Consider the following 18,191-nt stretch of genomic DNA (forward strand, 5'->3'; position numbering starts at 1 on the left):
CGGCACCACCTGTTCAGCTCGGGGGCGGGGCGGCCCGCCCCCAATGACATCTCCAGTTCTAGCGAACCAACGTCAACCGTTTCACGGAAACCACTGGCCCCGAGGTCAAGCGAGCGACATACACGCCACTCGGGAGCCCCATGCCGTCGTCGCTCGTTCCGTCCCAATCCACAGAGTGCACACCTGCGACCAAGGATCGCGATACCAGCGCCCGCACGTGTTCACCCCGCAGGCTGTAGATGTCTGGAATTCCCCCGGTTCTCTAGACACCTCTTACGGTACAATTGTACCTGAAGGAGGAGTCGATGAGCAGCCAAAAGTACTCTCCCGAGTTCAAAGCGGACGCGGTCAAGCAGGTCGTGGATCGGGGGTACCCGGTCAAGGACGTTGCTGAGCGGATTGGGGTGCCTGCGCACACCCTGTACCTCTGGGTCCGCCACGCCGCCGGCGGCCCCGGAGTCCGACGAGGTGGCCAAACTCCAAGCTCGAGATCCAGAAGCTGAAGGCGGATTTGAAGCGGGCGCAGGAAGAACGAGACATCTTAAAAAAGCCGCCGCGTACTTTGCAAAGGACCACGAGTAAAGTACGCGTTCATCAAAACACCAACACGAGCACCGTATAGCGGTGATGTGTCGCGTGCTGCGGGGTCCATCGGGCGGCTACTACGCCTGGCTCAAGGAGCCCCGATCGGCGCGTGCGATCGAGGACCAGCGCCTGCGCGAGCTGATCGCCGCCAGCCACGAGGCCAGCAACTACTCGTACGGGAGTCCGCGGGTGTTTAAGGACCTGCGCGAATGGGGCGAGTCCTGTGGCCTGCATCGTGTTGAGCGCATCATGCGCCAGAATCGGATCCGCGGCGCCCATGCTTACCGGAAGCCGCGCTACGTGAACGGCCGGCCGGCGATCCTGGCGCCGAACATCCTGCAGCGTGAGTTCACAGTGAACGAGCCGAACCAGGCCTGGGTGACCGACATCACGTACATCCGCACGTGGCAGGGCTGGCTATATCTGGCGATCGTGCTGGACCTGTTCTCGCGAAGGATCGTGGGCTGGTCGATGCAGCCGACAATGACACGCAGTCTTGTCATCGATGCACTGAAGATGGCGGTCCGCCTGCGGCGTCCCAAGTGCCGCGTCGTGGTGCACTCGGATCAGGGGTCGCAGTACGGAAGCGACGACTGGCACCGGTTCTGCGCCCACAACAAGCTTGTTCCAAGCATGAGCCGTCGCGGCAACTGCTGGGACAACGCAGTGGCCGAATCGTTCTTCAGTTCATTGAAGAAGGAGTGGGTTCGTCGGCGGATCTACCGGTCTCTTGAAGAGGCGCGAGCGGACCTGTTCAACTACATCGCAATGTTCTACAATGTCAGGCGTCGTCACAGCCACCTTGGCAACGTCAGTCCCGAGGCGTTCGAGAGCGCCTCACGAAGCGTGGCTTGTTAGGTGTCTATGAAACCAGGGGAATTCCAAATTCCCGTTGGGATCTACCGGGGCTGGATCGCCCAGAAAAATGTCTACAGCATCGGTGCGATCGTAGACCCTCAAAGGAATCTGGTTGTAGAATATTGAGTCGAAGTAGCGGTACAGGATCTCATCGCGGCCAATTTCAACGAAAGAGACGCCGTAGGGGGCCATGCCGTTGAAGAGCCACTCGAGTTGTTCGTCGGCCTGCTGCGACGTTATCCCGCCCGTGCCGTCACTTCGCCGCAGGAGATGTATGAAAATGCGGAAGACGGCGGAGTTCATCTCGTGTGGGTAAGGGTGCGAAACGCCCAGCGATTTCAACGGATCCACCGAAGAAGTGGGCGTGAGGCACCATTCATCTTCGGCGAATGCGGCCGAACTCACGACCAGAAAGAGGACAAGCAAAAAGGCCTTGTTCATTGAGGCACCCCCAATGAAAAACTGTGCCTTCAAACGAGATCGTGCACATGGCGCGCAGCAGTGATTCGGCAATCTCCACGCCACACCAGACCTGCCTGGTGCGCAACTGGCGCAATATGACTTGCCGGGTTCACATTACGGCGCGATTCACACGGTCTCAAAAACGCGATCAGCAGCGAGCCACCGCCGCTCACTGCACACCACCCTGGGCGCTTGCGGCCGATCTGCCGCAGAAGGGTGATGCGTTTGGAATACGCGACGATGCTACGGCTGCTTTCAACGAAGTGTCAACTAGATTTTGTCGCGGCTCGCCTACAGAAATCGCGAGGGTATCCGATGCGCGACTCGACAGGTACCGGCGACCACGAGCAGATTCCATGGACAACCTGCTCCGGCTCAAACGCCGAGTCACCACTGCTTCGCTTAGATTATCCCAGTCCTCGTGACGGTGGTACGATGTGCTGCATTCCTTCCCGTTTCCTAACCACCAAGTTGGCGAGATCAAAACTAAGCGTCGGCAATTTCTCATTGTTGTATTCGGGAACGACACCGTTGCCTACATACGCGGGGCATTACCACATACGCTTCCGTGGGCCTCGCCCATGAATGATCCTCGTCCCAAAGGGGTTGTCTTTGCCCGCTGTCGTCGAGCAGGGGCATCCTGCTTCCCCGGACCGACAGCCCGAGTCACACCGCTTCGAGCGCCTAAAGCAGCGGTGCGATATTTGTCGTGGGTGTCCGACCTTGGTTTCTATAGATGCCGCAAGATTCGCAAGATGTCTTCCAAATACACGTCGTAGTAAGCCTCCCCGACAAACGACGTTTCGTCCCGCAGAGGTTGTCCAAGTCCGCTGTCACCTAGCAACGGCCGGATCGACTGCGCCGTGCGTCGCCACTGTGACGCGAGCAGCGTAACGGGCAGATCCCGCTCCCCCGAATCGGACAGCCCCAGCCAGATCGCCTCGAGTGCCCGGAACAATGGCACGGAGTTGGTCCATGGTGTCCGACCTTCCGGTCGCAGCAGGTCATCGAAAGCGCCGGGGACCAGCGCATAGTATTTCGCGCGGGCGCTGGTCCGCACCTGCACACCCCTGAGCGCACCATGTCCACCAACACGTCCTGCACCGTGCGCGGCGCCTGCCCGATCTGCCTGGCGATGAGCGAAGGATGAATCTCGCTCGTCGAGCCCAGCAGGCACAGGATCTCGCAGCGGATGCTCACGCCAAACAGGGCCCGCAACCGCAGGAGCAGCGACGGCATGCCTTCGTTTGGAAAAGGCTGCGCGACTCCGCGCGTGGTGATCGGCGCGCGCAGGAGCCCGTGTTTGCGGAACACCTCGTCGTGTGCAGCGGGAAGGGGCATCGCGCTTCCGTCGGCCAGGAGAAAGAGTGGCTCCTCCTGTGCCAGGCCCGGGAGTGCCGCCAGCTTCTTCCACTTCAACGCGACCGCAGACCGCCGGCCGAGCCGCTCGGCAATCGCACCCAACCCGGCCCGGGCATGCGGACCGAAGGACGGCGCCAGATTCTGCAGACGCTGCACGTTGAGATAGTCGGCATTGAGGTCCAGCCATTCCAGGACGGCATCGTAGAGACGGGCGTCGTAGCGGCCGACGGTCAGGGTCAGCAGGAGGAGCGCTTCAGGATCCACAATGCGTGTCTCGACCGATTCGCTGTATCCGGCTACGCCGATCGCAGACCACTGCCGCCACAACAGGCCCAGGAGCCGGTCGCGGACGGTGTCCCTAAACTCGGTCGCAGAGATGGCCATAGCCGAACGCTCCCAGGAATTGGATCGGTCCCTGCCGGTAGCCGGGTGATGGATCATGCGATCGCGACCAGTCGGCAGCCGCGATCAGCTCGTTGTCGGTCGGGTGCAGCGCCTGCAGATCCGTCGCGTGGTAGCTGCCGAACTGATCCACCGCGGCGTAGAGCTTGAAGTGGATCTGGTCGAGCCGGCTGATGAAGCCGACTTCCAGGTGATCGCCGAAACGCTCCCAACGCAGTCTCTGCGCCAGACCGTCCGGCAGACCGAGCCGGAAAAGGCCACCGTCGCCGCTGCTGGGACCGTTGTTCAGCCAGTCCGCCGGAAGACCCAGATCAGCGGCTACTTCAGCAGCGGCGCTGAGCAAAGGTGCCGGCAGCGGCGACGGATCAATGAGGCACCCCAGGTCGTCAGCCAGCGCCAGGATGTCCACATCCCTTGTGCTGCGTTGCAGCAAACCTGTTGCCACCAAAGCGGTTCCGCCGCAGACGACAAGTCGGTACATGGGCGCCGAGACTAGGGACAATCGGCCATCCAGAAGCCCTAGAGCCGTCGCGAACTGGGAGTATGAATGCAATTTGTGTTCCCTTCGTGCGCAATATACGCACTATATTAAACTTTTACATCGTGCGCAAGCGGAAACACCTCATCACATCACGTCCGCGAATCTGTGTGGATTTCAGTCTTGCCGTGTTGCGATGCCCAACCGCGCCAGCTTCCGGTACAGCGTGCTGCGCCCCATCCCCAGCGATTGCGCGGCCAGCAACCGGCTGCCGCCGTTCGCCTCGATGGCCAGCAGGATGCGCGTGCGCTCCGCGGCCTCGACCGGCGTGAGGAAGGCAGGCGCCGCCTCTTCGATCGTGGGCATGTCACCCGGGCCGTCGGCCAGGAGGTACGACCCGTCGGTCTTCGCAACCTGGACGAGCACCCTCCCCTGCGCCAGCAGGGCCAGGTGGGCGCGCTTCGCGACCATCGCGATCTCGCGCGCGTTGCCCGGCCATTCGTGCTGCACCAGCTGCGCCAGGCTGCGCCGATTGAAGTACTCGGCAAGATCGACCGGGCGATTGGCTGCCAGGCTGAGGAAATGGCGCAGCAGCGGCAGGACGTCCTCGGGGCGATCGCGCAACGGCGCGATGTCGAGCTCGAGCGTCTGCAGGCGATAGTAGAGGTCGGCGCGGAACTTCCCCTCGGCCACGTGTTGCCGCAGGTTGGCGTTCGTCGCCGCGATCAACCGCACATCGGTGCGGCGCACCTTCGGGTCACCGATGGCCTGGTACGTGCCCTCCTGCAGAAGACGCAACAGCTTCGGCTGCACCTCCAGCGGCAGGTCACCGATCTCGTCGAGAAACAGCGTGCCGCCGTCGGCCTGCGCCGCATAGCCCTGGCTGTCGCGATCGGCGCCGCTGAAGGCGCCCTTCGTATGGCCGAAGAACTCGCGTTCGAACATCGTCTGCGGGATCGCCGCCACGTTCACGACGACGAGCGGACCATCGGCGCGCCGCCCATGCGTGTGCAGGCGCCGCGCGACGACTTCCTTGCCGGTGCCCGTCTCGCCGGTGACCAGCACCGGGTCATCGCACGAAGCGAACATGTCGCAGAGCTGGACCAGGTCGCGCATCGCCGTGCTCGCATGCACGATGATATCGCCCGGCGCGTAGCCGGCCAGCTTCGACTTGGCGTCGGCCGCGCCGCGCTCGGCCGCACTTCGCATCGCCGACACGCGCGCCACCGTGGCCCGGCACTTGTCCGTCCACCAGCGCACATCCACCCGCATGAACAGGTCGAGCGCCTCAGTCGCCTGCCGCCACGCCTGGTCGAGCAGCATGGCGCGCGGACTCTGACCACGCCCCGTCTCCACTTCGGCCAACCGCAGGTCGACACTGTGCAGCAGCGCAATGGCCGCCTCGTGCCGCGCACCGATCTCCACCAGCAACGCGCAAGACTTGTCGATGAACCGCCGCGCATTCGCCAGGTCGTGCGACCGGTACGCCACCTCGGACATCACGCGCAACGTGACGCCCTCCTCGAAGCGATCCTTTTGCGCGCGACTCATGTCGAGCGCGCGCTGCAACTCGGGCATCGCCTCGGCCGCCCGATTCTCCAGCCCGAAACACTCACCGTTGCGCCGGCGCAACTCCATCACGATGTCGCCTTCGGGCGCGATCTGCAGACCGATGGCCATCGCCCTCGCATAGAAGCGCCGCGCGGATTCGGTCTGGCCCTCGTCGCGGTACACATCGCCGAGGAACTCCAGGGCCAGGGCCTCTTCCCGGGGGAATTGCAGTTCCTGCGCCTGGTTGTAGGCGGGTGCAGGTGACGGCGTGCGGATTCGAAGTCGCGGGTCAGGCGATGGACGTTGCCCAAGGCTATGTTGGCGAAGCATTGGCGGTGGGGGGCGTTGGCTTTGGCGCCTAGGCGGAGGGATTGCTCAAGCTGGTACTTTGAGGCTTCGTACTCCCCCGTTTTATAGTGGGAAATGCCGAGGTTTAAATGAACCATAGAACACTTGCGCGGCAGCCCCATTCCAACAAAGTAAGTTAGTGAACGCTTGTACCATTTGATCGACTCAAGATAGTTGGATGTACGGCCTGCAACAAAGCCAAGAAAATTGCCGGCGAGCGCAGCTTCATGTCGGTTGCCAACGATATTATTGAGCGCATGGGCCGCCTCTAACGATTCAACTGCGTCTTCAACATTTCCAAGCTTGTATTGTGCGATGCCAAGCACAAACATGAAGCGGCCCATTATGGGTGGATCGCATCGCAATGCTCAGAAATGAATCGTTGACAAGCCATTGCTGCGAGGTCAAATCCGCCATTCTGTAGCTTAAGCCGGCACCACACAAGCAGGATTTCGCCTCGCAGTTCACCCCGCTCGTCGCAAATCGCATCAAGCTTCAATTCAAGGTCATCGAATCGCTTAAGCTGATAAAGGCACCAACAATAAAGCACCAATACAGATTCCGAAGCTATCTGCTCTTGTGCAGGTTGAACCGAACAATCGTCCTCGACATGCCGTCGCAGAATCTCTTCGGCCTTCGAGTAGTTCTCATTCCTGTAGTACTCCTGCGCCGCTGCATAGTCGTCACCGGCGGGAATTGGCCGCGACCATTCCCCGTAATGACCGTGCTGCGGGGTATTCATCATTGGCGCCTCAACTCCATATTCGCGGCGACGAGATACACTTGGAAGAAAACGACACCTGAAACGAACACGGGGATCAGAACTGGAATTGCCCGAGTCTTCTCTGGATTGGAAACCGACTCGGCCCTAGTCACTGTTGTAGAGCCATCGTTTGATGAACCACCAGAAAATACTTCTTCACCATCGCCGGGATCCCCTGCCTGGCCTACTGCAATGTTTTCGCGCGCGAAGACAGGTGCAGCAAAAGCGGCGGCTACGACAGCGAGCACCAGCAGGGCTGCGCTGACGTTCAATCGGGTATTGCAGACGCGCGTCTTCATCTCATCAACTCCACAAGGCTTGGGAGGAGTACCCACTCGCCAATGTCATTAAGGCCAGTGGGGAAGCCTTGAGCGTGTCGTCCCCGAGTTGTCCATCCGGGCTTCGCAAGCCACTTGATCTTAGGCCATTCCGGTCCTGAAGATCAAGAGTCAAGTGCGCCCAGGCTCGTTCTTGAGAATGGATCGGCCGGCACAAGCATAACTGGTTTTGGCCCTGTAAGTTATGGCCTGCTGCCAGATCAGCGCCCACGGATCCGGACAAGTGCCATCGCCACAATCAAATTGGTCCACACCGGCCAGCCGTACTGGGCCCAAACATCGAAGCCCGCAGAAGCGGTTACGCCGTCACCATCACCGGGGTCCCCGGCTAGTGCATGGTCTCCTTCGCCATCCGTAGGATCGCCCTCGTCACCATCACCTGGATCGCCGCCAAAGCCGTCGCCGGGATCACCGTCCAGTCCATCTCCTGGATCACCCGCCAACCCATCCCGCGGATTCCCCACCTGCGCAACCGCGATCCGCTGCTTCGCGAGCGCCTGAACCGGCTGCCCCACCACGACCAGCAGCGCCATCAGCAACGCGACCAAGCCCATCAACCTGGTGCCACCTACCCGTACTGACATGACACACCGATCCCTTCGATCCTGGCGCGGTCTCGCAGTTCGATTCCGCGCGCCTTCATGAATCACCACGAAGTCAACACCCAGCGCACGAGGAAGCCCAATGCCGAGTACGCGCCGTTGGCCAAACCCGGGTTCGACGACACTTCTGAACCGTCTCCAGGATCACCCGATGTCGGCCCCTTGTGGCCGCCTCCACTCGAAGTAGCGTCCTCACCGTCATTAGGATCCCCGTCCTCACCATCAGTAGGATCCCCATCCAACCCATCCGTCGGATCCCCAACACTCCCATCCCCCGGATCCCCCGCCACCGCCATCCTATGCACCTGCCGCGCTTCCGCGGTCTCCGCGGTCACGCCCACCACCGCAGCCGCAGCCACCGCCAACAGCCCGGCCACAGCCACCGCACGCACCACGCGTTTCAGCATGTCACCGTCTCCCATAGCTCCAACCATTGCGGGTAACACGACGACATCGCGAGCAGCCCCACAGCGATAAAACGCTGCAACGCGCCACAACGAAGCCGCGGCAACCCGGTCGTATCCAGAATGTTCAAGTGGGAGGAAGTCGAACTTTACCAGCCGCAAACATCAGCGTCAACGAAAAATCGTCAGCCTTTCAATAACGCCGCCCTCGCGGCGCGATCCTTCGCCTTCATCAGCCAGGACCCGCTCACCAGGATATCGGCGCCCGCCTCCCGACACGCGGCGCCCGTCACATCGTTGATCCCGCCATCCACCGAGATCAGCCACCGCCCGCCCATCTCGGCCCGCCGCTGCTTCAGCCAGGCGATGCGCTCAGGCGCGCCCTCGTCGAACGACTGCCCGCCGAAGCCCGGCGGCACGCTCATCACCAGCACCAGGTCCACGCGGTCCAGGAACGGCAGCATCTCGCCCAGGTCGGTGGCCGGGCGCAGCGACAGGCCGCGCTGGCAGCCCAGGGCGCCGATCTGGTCCAGGGCCGCGCCCACGTCGCAGGTGGCTTCCACGTGGATGGTGATGCCGTCCACGCCCGACTTCGCGAACGCCTCCAGGTAGCGGTGCGGGTGGGTCATCATGAGGTGGGCGTCCAGGGGCAGCGGCGTCAGGCGGCGGATGGCCTCGCAGATGAAGGGGCCGAAGGTAAGGTTGGGCACGAAGTGCCCGTCCATGATGTCCAGGTGCAGCAGGTCGGCGCCGCAGGCCTGGAGCGAGTCGAGCTCGCCCTTCAGGTCGGCGAAATCGGCCGAGAGCAGCGACGGCGCCACCAGGGCGCGGCCTTCAGCGGGACGAGACCAGGACGTCAACGACTTCCCCCTTCGCCACGCGGGCGCCGGCCCGCGGACGCTGTTCCAGGATCGTGTTGTCGGCGGCGCCGGAGTGGCGTTCGGTGTCGACTTCGCCCGTCAGCAGGCCGGCGGCGTCGATCAGCTTGCGGGCCTTGAACAGCGGCACGCCGCGCAGGTCGGGCATCATGAAGTGGATGCTGGGGCCCGGCTCGGCCACCACCAGGTCCACCACCGAACCCTTGTTCAGCTTCGTGCCCGGCTGCGGGTGCTGGGCCACCACCTGGGGCTCGCTCAGGCCTTCCTTCTGCATTCTCGAGACGCGGCCCAGCTGGAAACTGTCGCGCTGCAGGGTGATGCCCGCCTGTCGTTCCGAGAGGCCCACCAGGTCGGTAAGGCCCGTCGTCGCCGGCCCGCTGCTGACCACCACCTTGACCACGCGCCCCTTGCGGATGCCCGCGTCGGGCGCCGGGACCTGGTCGCTGATCAGGCCGGCACCCATGTTGGCATGGGCGCTGGTGCGCAAGACCACGACCTCCAGGTCGAGCGGGCGCAGCAGGTCGGCCGCGGCCTGGGGCGAGGCGCCGCGCAGGTCCGGCACCGCCACTTCCTCGTTGCTGTGCACGAGCGAGGGCAGCACCAGGAAATTGATGCCGGCCACCAGCACGGCGGCCACCGCACCGACGATGCCGAGCACGATCAGGAATTTCCACAGCTTCATGGTGCGCTCACTTCCGTGGCTGTCTCCGGTGCCGCGATCAAAGTCGCCACGATCACTGCCGCCTCAGCCTCGCGGCAAAGAACCCGTCTCCACCCGACTCGTGCGGCAGCCACAGGCGCTGCCAGCGGCCCTCGCTGTCCGGTGCCGGCGCCAGGTCGGGGCGGGCGGCCAGCAGCGCGGCGACCACATCGGCGTTCTCTTCCGGCTCCAGCGAGCACGTCGCGTAGAGCAGCCAGCCTCCCGGGGCCAGCAGGTCGGCCGCCGCCGCCGCCAGTTCACCCAGCCGCGCCGCACTGCGGTCGATGTGCGACGGACGCAGGCGCCAGCGCCCTTCCGGGTGGTGCCGCAGCACGCCGGTGCCGCTGCAGGGGCCGTCGAGCAGCACCGCGGCCAGCGAACCGGGCCGCAGGGGCGGGCGCCGGCCATCAGCCAATACCACGCCCACCTGCGGCGCCTCAATCCTTTTCAAGGTACCGCGCAGCAGGGCGGTCCGCTCCCGCGTGGCGTCGCAGGCCACGAGCCGGCCCGGCCACCAGCCGGCCAGCAGCGCCGCCTTGCCGCCGGGCGCGGCGCACAGGTCGCACAGCGTGTCGCCCGTGCCGGCTGCAGCCACCGCGTCGCCCGCCAGCCAGGCCGTCGCCTCCTGCACGGTGCGGTCCTGCACTATGAGCTCCGGGTGCGCGCCCAGAAGGCGCGTGAGCGCGGCGCGATCGGTCGCGGCCACGAGCTCCAGGGCACGCGGCAGGTCCGCGCAGGCGGCCACGGGGAAGCCCTCACGGGCCAGCGCCTCGGCCACCGCGCTCGTCACGGCCGGCGCGCGCACGTGCAGCGTGACGGGCACGGCGTCGTTGATCCACGAGCCCATCGCTTCGACGGTGGCGGCGCCGTGCCGCGCCACCCACTTCTCCACCAGCCACGGCGGCAGTGAATGCCAGGCCGCCAGCCAGGCGGGCGAGCCGGGGCCCAGGTCGTCGAAGTACGGCCGCAACTTCGCCTCGCGCGCCGCGCGCCCGACCGGCGCCGGTTCGCCCAGCGCCTGCCGGCGGACGGCCTGCAGCAGTCCGTTGACGAACGCCACCTCGCGGTCGCCCACGCAGCGGCGGCACATCTCCCCCGTCTCGTGCAGCGCGGCATGGGCCGGCACGCCGTCCAGGCCGCACAGCTGGTGCAGGCCCAGGCGCAGCACGATCAGCAGCGCGGGATCGTCGGGCGGGCGGCGGCGGCTGAAGCGGCGGATGAGGTGGTCGTAGCGCGCCTGCCACTGCAGGGTGCCGCGCACCAGTTCGGCCAGCAGGCCGCGGTCGCGCGGCAGGGCGCGGCCGAGGGCGGCGTCGAGCTTCTCGTCGAGGCGGCGGCCTTCGTGCACGGCCAGCAGGACGGCGTGGGCTGCATCGCGCACCGCCACCTGGCGTGCCGGCAGATCACCGGAGCTCTCGTCGCGCGGCGGCTTCCTGTTCATGAACGCAGGACGTCGCCGGGGCGGATGGCGAAGCCCCGCAGGAACTCGTCCACCGGCAGCGGGCGCCGTCCCGGCACCTGCAGGCCCGTCAGGAGCAGCGCGCCGTGGCCGCAGGCCACGACCACGCCCTCGGGGCGCACCGCCAGCACCGTGCCCGGCTCGCGGCCGACGGAGTTCAGCGAGGTCGGGCTGGCCTGCGTGATCTTCAGCTGCTGCTCGCCCAGGAACGTCGTGCACCCGGGCCACGGCTGCAGGGCGCGCACCTGGTTGTGCACCGTCACCACGTCGCGATCCCAGCGCAGCGCCGACAGCGCGCGCGTCAGCTTGGGCGCGTAGACGGCATCGGCTTCGTCCTGCTGTTCGGGCACGACCTGGCCTGTCGGCAGGCCGCGCATCACTTCCAGCAGCAGGTCGGCCCCCTGGCCCGCCAGGCGGTCGAGCAGTTCACCCGCGGTATCCTCCGGCCCGATGGGCACCGCCCTCAGCCCGAGGATGGGACCAGTGTCCACGCCCGCGTCCATGCGCATGATCGTGACGCCGGACCAGGTGTCGCCGTGCAGGATCGAGTACTGGATCGGCGAGACGCCGCGCCAGCGCGGCAGCAGGCTCGCATGGACGTTGATGCAGCCGTACTTCGGCGTCGACAGGAGCGGCTCGCGCAGGATGTGCCCGAACGCGGCCACGATCACGGCCTCGGGCTCGCAGGCCAGCACCTCGGCACAGACCGCGGCGTGCTCGCCGCGGCCGAACTCGCGCACAGGCAGGTGATGCTCCAGGGCCACCTGCTTGACGGCCGTGGGCAGCAGGTGACGGCCGCGACCGGCCGGGCGGTCCGGCTGCGTGACCACCAGGCGCACGTCGAACCGCGCCTCGATCAACGCCTCGAGACTCGGCACCGCGAAGTCGGGGGAGCCCATGAAAACGACGCGCATCGGTCGTCCTTTGTTGTGCCGCGGGTGGGGACGTCACCCGCGACGGCGGGCACGGGACCGGGCGCCGCCGCCACTGGCAGCGGCGCCCGAGTCGGGAATCAGCCTTCGCCGGTGGCGACGCTCGTGATGGCGCCCTTGGCCACCTCGACCTTCACGTTCTCGGCGATGGTGAGGACCAGGACATCGCCCTTCACGTCCTTCACCGTTCCGTAGATGCCGCCGGTCGTCAGCACGCGGTCGCCGCGCTGGATCGCCTCGAGCATCTTCTTCCGCACGTCCTGCTGCTTTTTCTGCGGACGCAGGATGAGGAACCAGAACACCACGAAGATCAGGACGATGGGCAGCAGCTGCATGAGCATCGACGGGCCGCTGGGCGCCGCGGCCTGGGCCAGATGCGCGTTCGCGAAAGGCGCGATGGTAGCCGTTACGGTCACGGGAAGCATGGACCTCTCCTTGCTGGGGATCGTCGATTGGGCGCCCCAGCGGGGCGCGGCCGGTGACCCGGCACGGACAACAATGCCATTCCGGCCGGTCGGGGGCAAGAAGCACCGGTACGGTCCCCCAACCCTCAGCCGGAGCGTCGTTTCACGCCGTCCAGGCGGGCGGCCTCGCCGTCCCGCCAGCGCCCCCCGGCCAGGCGGGCGTAGTCGGCGAAACGGCCCTCCTCCAGGGCGGTGCGGATGCCCGCCATCAGCTCCTGGTAGAAGTGCAGGTTGTGGATGGTCGCCAGCGTGGGGCCGAGCATCTCCCGCGCCTGGAACAGGTGCCGTACATAAGCCCGCGAGTGGCGCGCGCAGACGGGGCAGCCGCACTCCGTGTCGAGCGGCCGGTCATCCTCGGCGTATTCCTGATTCTTCACGACCAGGCGACCGTCGCGCGTCAGCACGGTGCCCGTGCGCGCCATCCGCGTCGGCAGCACACAATCGAACATGTCGATGCCGGCCGCAACGCCGGCCAGGATGTCGTCGGGAAATCCCACGCCCATCAGGTAGCGCGGCTTGTCCGGCGGCAGCAGCCCCGCCGCCAGATCGGTCATCTCGCGCATCGCCGCGGTGGGCTCACCCACCGACAGGCCGCCCACCGCGTAGCCAGGCAGGTCCAGCTCGGTGATCTCGGCGGCCGAGCGGCGCCGCAGCGGCTCATCCACCCCGCCCTGCATGATGCCGAACAGCACGCGCTCCCAGCCGTCGCGCACCGTGCGCCCGCCGAAGACGTCGCGGCAACGGCGCAGCCAGCGTGTCGTCCGCTCCACCGCGCGCTTCACCTCGGCCGGATCGGCGCCGTAGGGCGCGCACTGGTCGAAGGCCATGACGATGTCCGAGCCGAGGGCCAGCTGGATCTCCATGCTCAGTTCGGGGTTGAAGAAATGTTTGCTCCCGTCCAGGTGCGAACGGAACTCGACCCCGTCGTCGGTGATGCGGTTGAGTTCGCTCAGCGAGAACACCTGGAAGCCAGCGCTGTCGGTCAGCAGCGCGCCGTCCCACCCCTGGAAGCGGTGCAGGCCGCCGCGCCGCGCCACCAGTTCGTGCCCCGGCCGCAGGTACAGGTGGTAGGTGTTGCCGAGGATGAGTCGCGATCCGGTGGCCGCCACCTGCTCGAACGTGACCGCCTTGACCGAGCCCACGGTGCCGACCGGCATGAAGACCGGCGTCGGCACCTCGGCGTGACCGCAGCGGAGCACGCCGCGCCGGGCGCGGTCCTCGCGGCCGAGCACGGTGAACGAGAACGGGGTGTCGAGCGGCATTCGGTTCATGTCACGTCTCCGGTTGGGGCGCCTGCCGCAGCCAGGCCCGGCAGCGCCAGCATGCAGTCCCCGTAGCTGTAGAAGCGCAGCCGGCGCGCCACCGCCTCGCGGTACACCTCGCGCCAGGCCGGGTCGCCCACCAGCGAGGCCACGAGCATCAGCAGCGACGAGCCCGGCAGGTGGAAATTCGTCAGCAGGCCGTCGGCGGCCGTCACCCGGTCGGGCGGCGCGATGAACAAGCGCGTGGTCCCGGCCACCGCCCAGTGGCCGTCCTCGCGCCGCGCCGCGCCGGTGAAGAAGCCGGCGCTTCCGGCGTTGTTGTCTCCCTGGTCGGCATGCCAGGCGGCGCCGTCGGCCGCTTCGGCGGGCAGCGGCAGCCGGGCCACCGTCTCGAGCACCCGCAGCGCCGTGGTGCCGACGGCGATCACGCGGCCACCGCGCGCCCTCGTCGCGGCCACCGCTGCGGCCGTGGCCGCCGGCAGTTCGAAGCGCTCGGCGTGCAGGCGCCTTGAGGCGACCTGCGCCGCGGTCGGCGGCTGGAACGTGCCCGGTCCCACATGCAGGCGCACGCGCGCCGTGCCCACGCCGGCGGCGCCCAGTTCGGCCAGCACGCCCGGCGTGAAGTGCAGCCCGGCCGTGGGCGCCGCCACCGAACGCGCCGCAGCGATGCCCGGCGCCGCGAACACGGTCTGGTAGCGCTCGCGATCGGCGGACTCGTGCGGGTCGTGCCCCGCCTCGCGGCGGATGTACGGAGGCAGCGGCATCTGGCCGCAGCGCATCGCCAGGGCTGCCAGCCGGTCGCCGGGATCGGCATCGGCGTCGGCGTCGTCCTCGTCTTGCGGCTCGCCCGCACCTGCCGGCGCCACCGTCACGAACCCTTCGTCGTCGCGCGCCACGACCACCAGCTGCGAGCCCGGCTGGTCGATCACGTCCAGCGCCTGTCCCGGCCGCAACCGCCGCGCCGGCCGGGCCATCGCCCGCCAGGCGCCGGGCGCCGCCGCCGACTGCGGCTCGATGAGCAGGATCTCGATGCGCCCGCCGGTGTCCGCACGCCGGCACCACAGCCGGGCCGGCAGCACGCGGCTCTCGTTGAGCACGAGCAGGTCGCCGGCGCACAGCAGGCGCGGCAGCGACGCGAACGGGGCTTCACCGGCAACGCGGCCACCGTCGCCGACCAGCAGCAGGCGCGAGCCGTCGCGCCGCAGCGCCGGCTCCTGCGCGATCAGCTCAGGCGGCAGGTCGAACTGGAATGCGGGGTCACCGTCGTGCATGCGCCGCTCGCCTAGGGCAGCTCGGGCAGGACGCCGCCGGCGGCTGCGACCCCGGCCGCGCCGCTGTTGGCCGGCGGCTGCAGGCCGAGATGCGTCCAGCCGCGCGCGGTCAGCTCGCGGCCCCGCGGCGTGCGCATCATCAGGCCCGACTGGATCAGGTACGGCTCGACCACGTCCTCGAGCGTGTCGCACTCCTCGCCCAGGCTCACGGCCAGGTTCTGCACGCCCACCGGGCCGCCGGCGAAGTGTCCGGCCATGGTCTCGAGGTAGCGACGGTCGAGCGGCTCCAGGCCCAGCGCGTCGACCCCGAGCCGGTTCAGTGCCGCGTCGGCCGCCTCACGGTCGACGGTCAGGCGACCGTCCACCTGGGCGAAATCGCGTACGCGCCTGAGCAGCCGGTTGGCCGCGCGCGGCGTGCCGCGGCTGCGCCGGGCGATCTCCAGCGCGCCGTCGTCGGCCAGCGAGACACCGAGGATGACGGCGCTGCGCCGGACAATGATCGCCAGCTCGTCGGCCGGGTAGAAGTCCAGGTGGCAGACGATGCCGAAGCGGCTGCGGAGCGCCGGCGTGATCAGCCCGGCGCGCGTGGTGGCGCCGATCAGCGTGAACGGCTCGAGCTGCAGGTTGAAGTGCCGCGCGTTCGGGCCCTTGTCGATGATCAGTTCGACCCGCCAGTCCTCCATGGCCGGGTAGAGGTGCTCCTCGATCACGCGGCTGAGCCGGTGGATCTCGTCGATGAAGATGGCGCGCTTGTCCGCCTGCTCGCTGAGCAGCGCGATGAGTTCGGCGCCGTTGCCGAAGGCCGGCCCGCTGGTCAGGCGGATCTCCAGCCCCATCTCGGCCGCGAGGATCTGCGCCAGCGTGGTCTTGCCCAGTCCCGGGGGCCCGTGCAGCAGCACGTGGTCGAGCACCTCGCCGCGCGCCCTGGCCGCGGTGATGAACACGCGCAGGTTGTCCTTCACCTTCTCCTGGCCGACGAAGTCGGCCAGGCGCCGGGGCCGCAGGCTGGTCTCCAGCTCGCGCTCCTCTTCACGCTGCCCCGGGTCGGTCCATCGCTGGTCGCGCACGCTACATCCTTCCGCCGGCCCTGGGGCCGCGGTTCGGTTCAGCCGGCCCGGTGCAGCTGCCGCAACGCGGCCCGCACCCAGGTTTCGGTGTCGGCGGCCGCCGCGGGGTCGGCCTGCTTCGCCCGCTGCAGTGCCTGTTCAGCCTGCCCGGGAGCCAGTCCCATCGCGCCGAGCACCGCCAGCGCCGCCGCGGCACCTGCCGAGCGCGCCCCGGCCGCTCCCGTCCCGTCGCCGGCCTGCGGCAGCTCGGGCAACCGGTTCCCCAGCTCGACGACCAGCCGCGCCGCGGTCTTCTTGCCGATGCCCGGCAGCCGCGACAGCGCCGATTCATCGCCCCCGCGCAGGCAGGCGGCGATCTCGGTCGCGCCCGCCTTCGACAACATGCCGAGGGCCACTTTCGGCCCGATGCCCGAGACCGTCTGCAACAGGCGGAACATCCCGCGCTCGGACGGGTCGAGGAAGCCGTACAGCGACCAGGCGTCCTCGCGCACCACCAGGTGCGTCCACAGGCGCACCGGCTCGCCCGGCGCCGGCAACTCGGCCGCCGCGGCCGTCGACAGGTGCACCTCCAGGCCGATGCCGCCGCCGACGCTCACGACCGCGTCGGTGCCGCCCGTCACCACGATGCCTTCGAGGAATGCGATCATCGGTTCCGTCCTGATGCGGGTCCGCGCCGGCGGTACGCCCGTCCGGCAGGGGCATTATGCGCGATCGACCCGCGCGGTGCCACAGGTGATCGGAACGGCGGTCAGGCGCGCGCCGCCAGCCGGGCGCGCCCCTGGTGCGCCAGGGCGGCGGCCAGGGCATCGCTCATGTCGAGCGGCGGCTCGGCGGTCAGCCGGAGCAGCCGCATCACCATGAAGCGTACCTGTTCCTTGCCCGCCCCGCCGGTGCCGGTGACCGCCAGCTTGATCTCGCGCGCCGTGTATTCCACGGGCGAAAGCCCCGCCTGCGCCCCTGCCAGCAGCGCCACGCCGCGGGCATGGCCCAGCACCAGGGCGCTGTGGGGATTGCGCGCGTTGAACACCCGCTCGACGACCATGACGTCGGGATTGAACTCATGGATGGCGCCGCTGAGCCCCTCGTGGATGTCGCGCAGGCGCTCGGCCAGCGGCGCCCCCGTGCGGGGCCGCACCACGCCGCCACCCAAAAGGCGCGCGACCGGCGCGGTGTCGATGACACCGTAACCGGTCGCGCGGGAACCCGGATCGACGCCCAGGATGATCACGGGCGCCCCCTCCCGGGACTAGAGCTGGTCTTCAATCGCGGCCATGGTCGCGTCGTCGATGTCGAAGTTCGCCACCACGCGGGCCACGTCGTCCAGGTCGTCCATGTACGAGATCAGCTTCATCAGGGTGACGGCCTCGTCGCCCTCCACCTTGATGTAGCTGCCGGGCACCGGCATCAGGTTGGCCGAGGTGATCGCCAGTCCCGCCGCCGTCAGCCCGGCGTTCACGGTGTGCATATCCTCCATGGCCGTCGTCACGGTGATGGTGCCCTCGTCATCCTCGACGTCCTCGGCCCCGGCCTCGATGGCGGCCTCCATGACCGCCTCGAGCGTCGTGTCCTCGCCGTCGATGGTGATGACACCCTTCCGCTCGAACATGTAGCTGACGCAGCCGGTGGCCCCGAGATTGCCGCCGTACTTGGTAAACGCATGCCGCACCTCGGCCGTGGTGCGGTTCCGGTTGTCGGTCTGCGTCTCGACGATGATCGCCACGCCGCCGGGCCCGTACCCCTCGTAGGCGATCTCCTCGATGACCTGGCCTTCCAGTTCACCCGCGCCGCGCTTGGCGGCCTTCTCGACCGTGTCATTGGTCATGTTGGCCAGGCGGGCCGCGACGAGGGCAGCCCGCAGCCGCGGGTTGCCCTCCGGGTCGCCGCCGCCCTGGCGCGCCGCAACCGTGATTTCACGGATGAGGCGGCCGAAGACCTTGGCCTTCTTCGCGTCCTGCGACCCCTTGCGACGCTTGATATTCGCCCATTTGGAATGCCCGGACATCGG

The 18,191-nt window shown here is 67.5% G+C and carries 19 protein-coding genes and 1 pseudogene; 1 reads left to right on the plus strand and 19 read right to left on the minus strand.

The window, feature by feature from the left end; all coding sequences use genetic code 11:
- Positions 1–58: 58 nt before the first annotated feature.
- Complete coding sequence (locus tag IPG61_02120; GenBank protein MBK6732887.1) at positions 59–217, minus strand: hypothetical protein; 159 nt, start codon at positions 215–217, stop codon at positions 59–61.
- Positions 218–305: 88 nt separating this feature from the next.
- Between IPG61_02120 and IPG61_02125 the strand changes: the two are divergent.
- A pseudogene (locus tag IPG61_02125) lies at positions 306–1,443 on the plus strand (IS3 family transposase).
- On the opposite strand, the gene IPG61_02130 reads toward IPG61_02125, so the two are convergent.
- From IPG61_02130 to IPG61_02215, 18 genes are all read right to left on the minus strand, one after another.
- Positions 1,423–1,884 (minus strand): hypothetical protein, encoded by a 462-nt coding sequence (locus IPG61_02130; protein MBK6732888.1) that lies wholly within the window; start codon positions 1,882–1,884, stop codon positions 1,423–1,425. The pseudogene IPG61_02125 and the gene IPG61_02130 sit on opposite strands and share 21 nt — an antisense overlap.
- Before the next feature lie 858 nt (positions 1,885–2,742).
- Entirely contained in the window at positions 2,743–3,651 is a 909-nt protein-coding gene (locus IPG61_02135) for a hypothetical protein (GenBank protein ID MBK6732889.1), read from the minus strand.
- The gene (locus tag IPG61_02140) at positions 3,626–4,078 is read right to left on the minus strand and encodes a hypothetical protein (protein MBK6732890.1); all 453 of its coding nucleotides are present in this window, start codon (positions 4,076–4,078) and stop codon (positions 3,626–3,628) included. The genes IPG61_02135 and IPG61_02140 overlap by 26 nt, the downstream gene beginning before the upstream one ends.
- Positions 4,079–4,324: 246 nt before the next feature.
- Positions 4,325–6,028, minus strand: coding sequence for a sigma 54-interacting transcriptional regulator (locus tag IPG61_02145; protein MBK6732891.1), 1,704 nt, complete (start codon positions 6,026–6,028; stop codon positions 4,325–4,327).
- A 361-nt stretch (positions 6,029–6,389) separates the two neighbouring features.
- Entirely contained in the window at positions 6,390–6,791 is a 402-nt protein-coding gene (locus IPG61_02150; protein MBK6732892.1) for a hypothetical protein, read from the minus strand.
- Positions 6,788–7,108, minus strand: a complete 321-nt coding sequence (locus IPG61_02155) for a hypothetical protein (protein ID MBK6732893.1) — start codon at positions 7,106–7,108, stop codon at positions 6,788–6,790. Before IPG61_02155 ends, IPG61_02150 begins: the two co-directional genes overlap by 4 nt.
- Before the next feature lie 239 nt (positions 7,109–7,347).
- A complete protein-coding gene (locus tag IPG61_02160; protein ID MBK6732894.1) occupies positions 7,348–7,695 on the minus strand; it encodes a hypothetical protein in 348 nt (115 codons plus the stop codon).
- 643 nt (positions 7,696–8,338) lie between these two features.
- Complete coding sequence (rpe, locus tag IPG61_02165) at positions 8,339–8,977, minus strand: ribulose-phosphate 3-epimerase (protein ID MBK6732895.1); 639 nt, start codon at positions 8,975–8,977, stop codon at positions 8,339–8,341.
- Between the two features lie 10 nt (positions 8,978–8,987).
- The gene (locus IPG61_02170) at positions 8,988–9,713 is read right to left on the minus strand and encodes a PASTA domain-containing protein (protein MBK6732896.1); all 726 of its coding nucleotides are present in this window, start codon (positions 9,711–9,713) and stop codon (positions 8,988–8,990) included.
- A 52-nt stretch (positions 9,714–9,765) separates the two neighbouring features.
- Positions 9,766–11,172 (minus strand): hypothetical protein, encoded by a 1,407-nt coding sequence (locus tag IPG61_02175; GenBank protein ID MBK6732897.1) that lies wholly within the window; start codon positions 11,170–11,172, stop codon positions 9,766–9,768.
- The gene (locus IPG61_02180) at positions 11,169–12,104 is read right to left on the minus strand and encodes a methionyl-tRNA formyltransferase (protein MBK6732898.1); all 936 of its coding nucleotides are present in this window, start codon (positions 12,102–12,104) and stop codon (positions 11,169–11,171) included. Before IPG61_02180 ends, IPG61_02175 begins: the two co-directional genes overlap by 4 nt.
- A gap of 98 nt (positions 12,105–12,202) precedes the next feature.
- On the minus strand, positions 12,203–12,547 hold the full coding sequence (gene yajC / locus IPG61_02185) for a preprotein translocase subunit YajC (protein ID MBK6732899.1): 345 nt from the start codon (positions 12,545–12,547) through the stop codon (positions 12,203–12,205).
- Between the two features lie 125 nt (positions 12,548–12,672).
- On the minus strand, positions 12,673–13,848 hold the full coding sequence (tgt, locus tag IPG61_02190; protein MBK6732900.1) for a tRNA guanosine(34) transglycosylase Tgt: 1,176 nt from the start codon (positions 13,846–13,848) through the stop codon (positions 12,673–12,675).
- A 5-nt stretch (positions 13,849–13,853) separates the two neighbouring features.
- Entirely contained in the window at positions 13,854–15,119 is a 1,266-nt protein-coding gene (locus tag IPG61_02195; GenBank protein MBK6732901.1) for an S-adenosylmethionine:tRNA ribosyltransferase-isomerase, read from the minus strand.
- An 11-nt stretch (positions 15,120–15,130) separates the two neighbouring features.
- Complete coding sequence (gene ruvB / locus IPG61_02200) at positions 15,131–16,186, minus strand: Holliday junction branch migration DNA helicase RuvB (protein MBK6732902.1); 1,056 nt, start codon at positions 16,184–16,186, stop codon at positions 15,131–15,133.
- A 38-nt stretch (positions 16,187–16,224) separates the two neighbouring features.
- A complete protein-coding gene (ruvA, locus tag IPG61_02205) occupies positions 16,225–16,833 on the minus strand; it encodes a Holliday junction branch migration protein RuvA (protein MBK6732903.1) in 609 nt (202 codons plus the stop codon).
- Positions 16,834–16,934: 101 nt separating this feature from the next.
- Positions 16,935–17,414: a crossover junction endodeoxyribonuclease RuvC gene (ruvC, locus tag IPG61_02210; protein ID MBK6732904.1), complete on the minus strand. Its 480-nt coding sequence runs from the start codon at positions 17,412–17,414 to the stop codon at positions 16,935–16,937.
- An 18-nt stretch (positions 17,415–17,432) separates the two neighbouring features.
- Positions 17,433–18,188: a YebC/PmpR family DNA-binding transcriptional regulator gene (locus IPG61_02215; protein MBK6732905.1), complete on the minus strand. Its 756-nt coding sequence runs from the start codon at positions 18,186–18,188 to the stop codon at positions 17,433–17,435.
- Positions 18,189–18,191: the final 3 nt, after the last annotated feature.

The sequence above is a fragment of the bacterium genome (assembly GCA_016703265.1).
Lineage (GTDB): Bacteria > Krumholzibacteriota > Krumholzibacteriia > LZORAL124-64-63 > LZORAL124-64-63 > CAINDZ01.

Excerpts from the sequence above, each read along its gene's own strand:
- yajC (MBK6732899.1), bottom strand. The coding sequence starts at position 12,547 with ATGCTTCCCGTGACCGTAACGGCTACCATCGCGCCTTTCGCGAACGCG.
- IPG61_02150 (MBK6732892.1), bottom strand. The coding sequence starts at position 6,791 with ATGATGAATACCCCGCAGCACGGTCATTACGGGGAATGGTCGCGGCCA.
- ruvA (MBK6732903.1), bottom strand. The coding sequence starts at position 16,833 with ATGATCGCATTCCTCGAAGGCATCGTGGTGACGGGCGGCACCGACGCG.
- IPG61_02175 (MBK6732897.1), bottom strand. The coding sequence starts at position 11,172 with ATGAACAGGAAGCCGCCGCGCGACGAGAGCTCCGGTGATCTGCCGGCA.
- IPG61_02155 (MBK6732893.1), bottom strand. The coding sequence starts at position 7,108 with ATGAAGACGCGCGTCTGCAATACCCGATTGAACGTCAGCGCAGCCCTG.
- IPG61_02170 (MBK6732896.1), bottom strand. The coding sequence starts at position 9,713 with ATGAAGCTGTGGAAATTCCTGATCGTGCTCGGCATCGTCGGTGCGGTG.
- tgt (MBK6732900.1), bottom strand. The coding sequence starts at position 13,848 with ATGCCGCTCGACACCCCGTTCTCGTTCACCGTGCTCGGCCGCGAGGAC.
- IPG61_02195 (MBK6732901.1), bottom strand. The coding sequence starts at position 15,119 with ATGCACGACGGTGACCCCGCATTCCAGTTCGACCTGCCGCCTGAGCTG.
- IPG61_02215 (MBK6732905.1), bottom strand. The coding sequence starts at position 18,188 with ATGTCCGGGCATTCCAAATGGGCGAATATCAAGCGTCGCAAGGGGTCG.
- IPG61_02180 (MBK6732898.1), bottom strand. The coding sequence starts at position 12,104 with ATGCGCGTCGTTTTCATGGGCTCCCCCGACTTCGCGGTGCCGAGTCTC.
- IPG61_02145 (MBK6732891.1), bottom strand. The coding sequence starts at position 6,028 with ATGCTTCGCCAACATAGCCTTGGGCAACGTCCATCGCCTGACCCGCGA.
- IPG61_02130 (MBK6732888.1), bottom strand. The coding sequence starts at position 1,884 with ATGAACAAGGCCTTTTTGCTTGTCCTCTTTCTGGTCGTGAGTTCGGCC.
- IPG61_02135 (MBK6732889.1), bottom strand. The coding sequence starts at position 3,651 with ATGGCCATCTCTGCGACCGAGTTTAGGGACACCGTCCGCGACCGGCTC.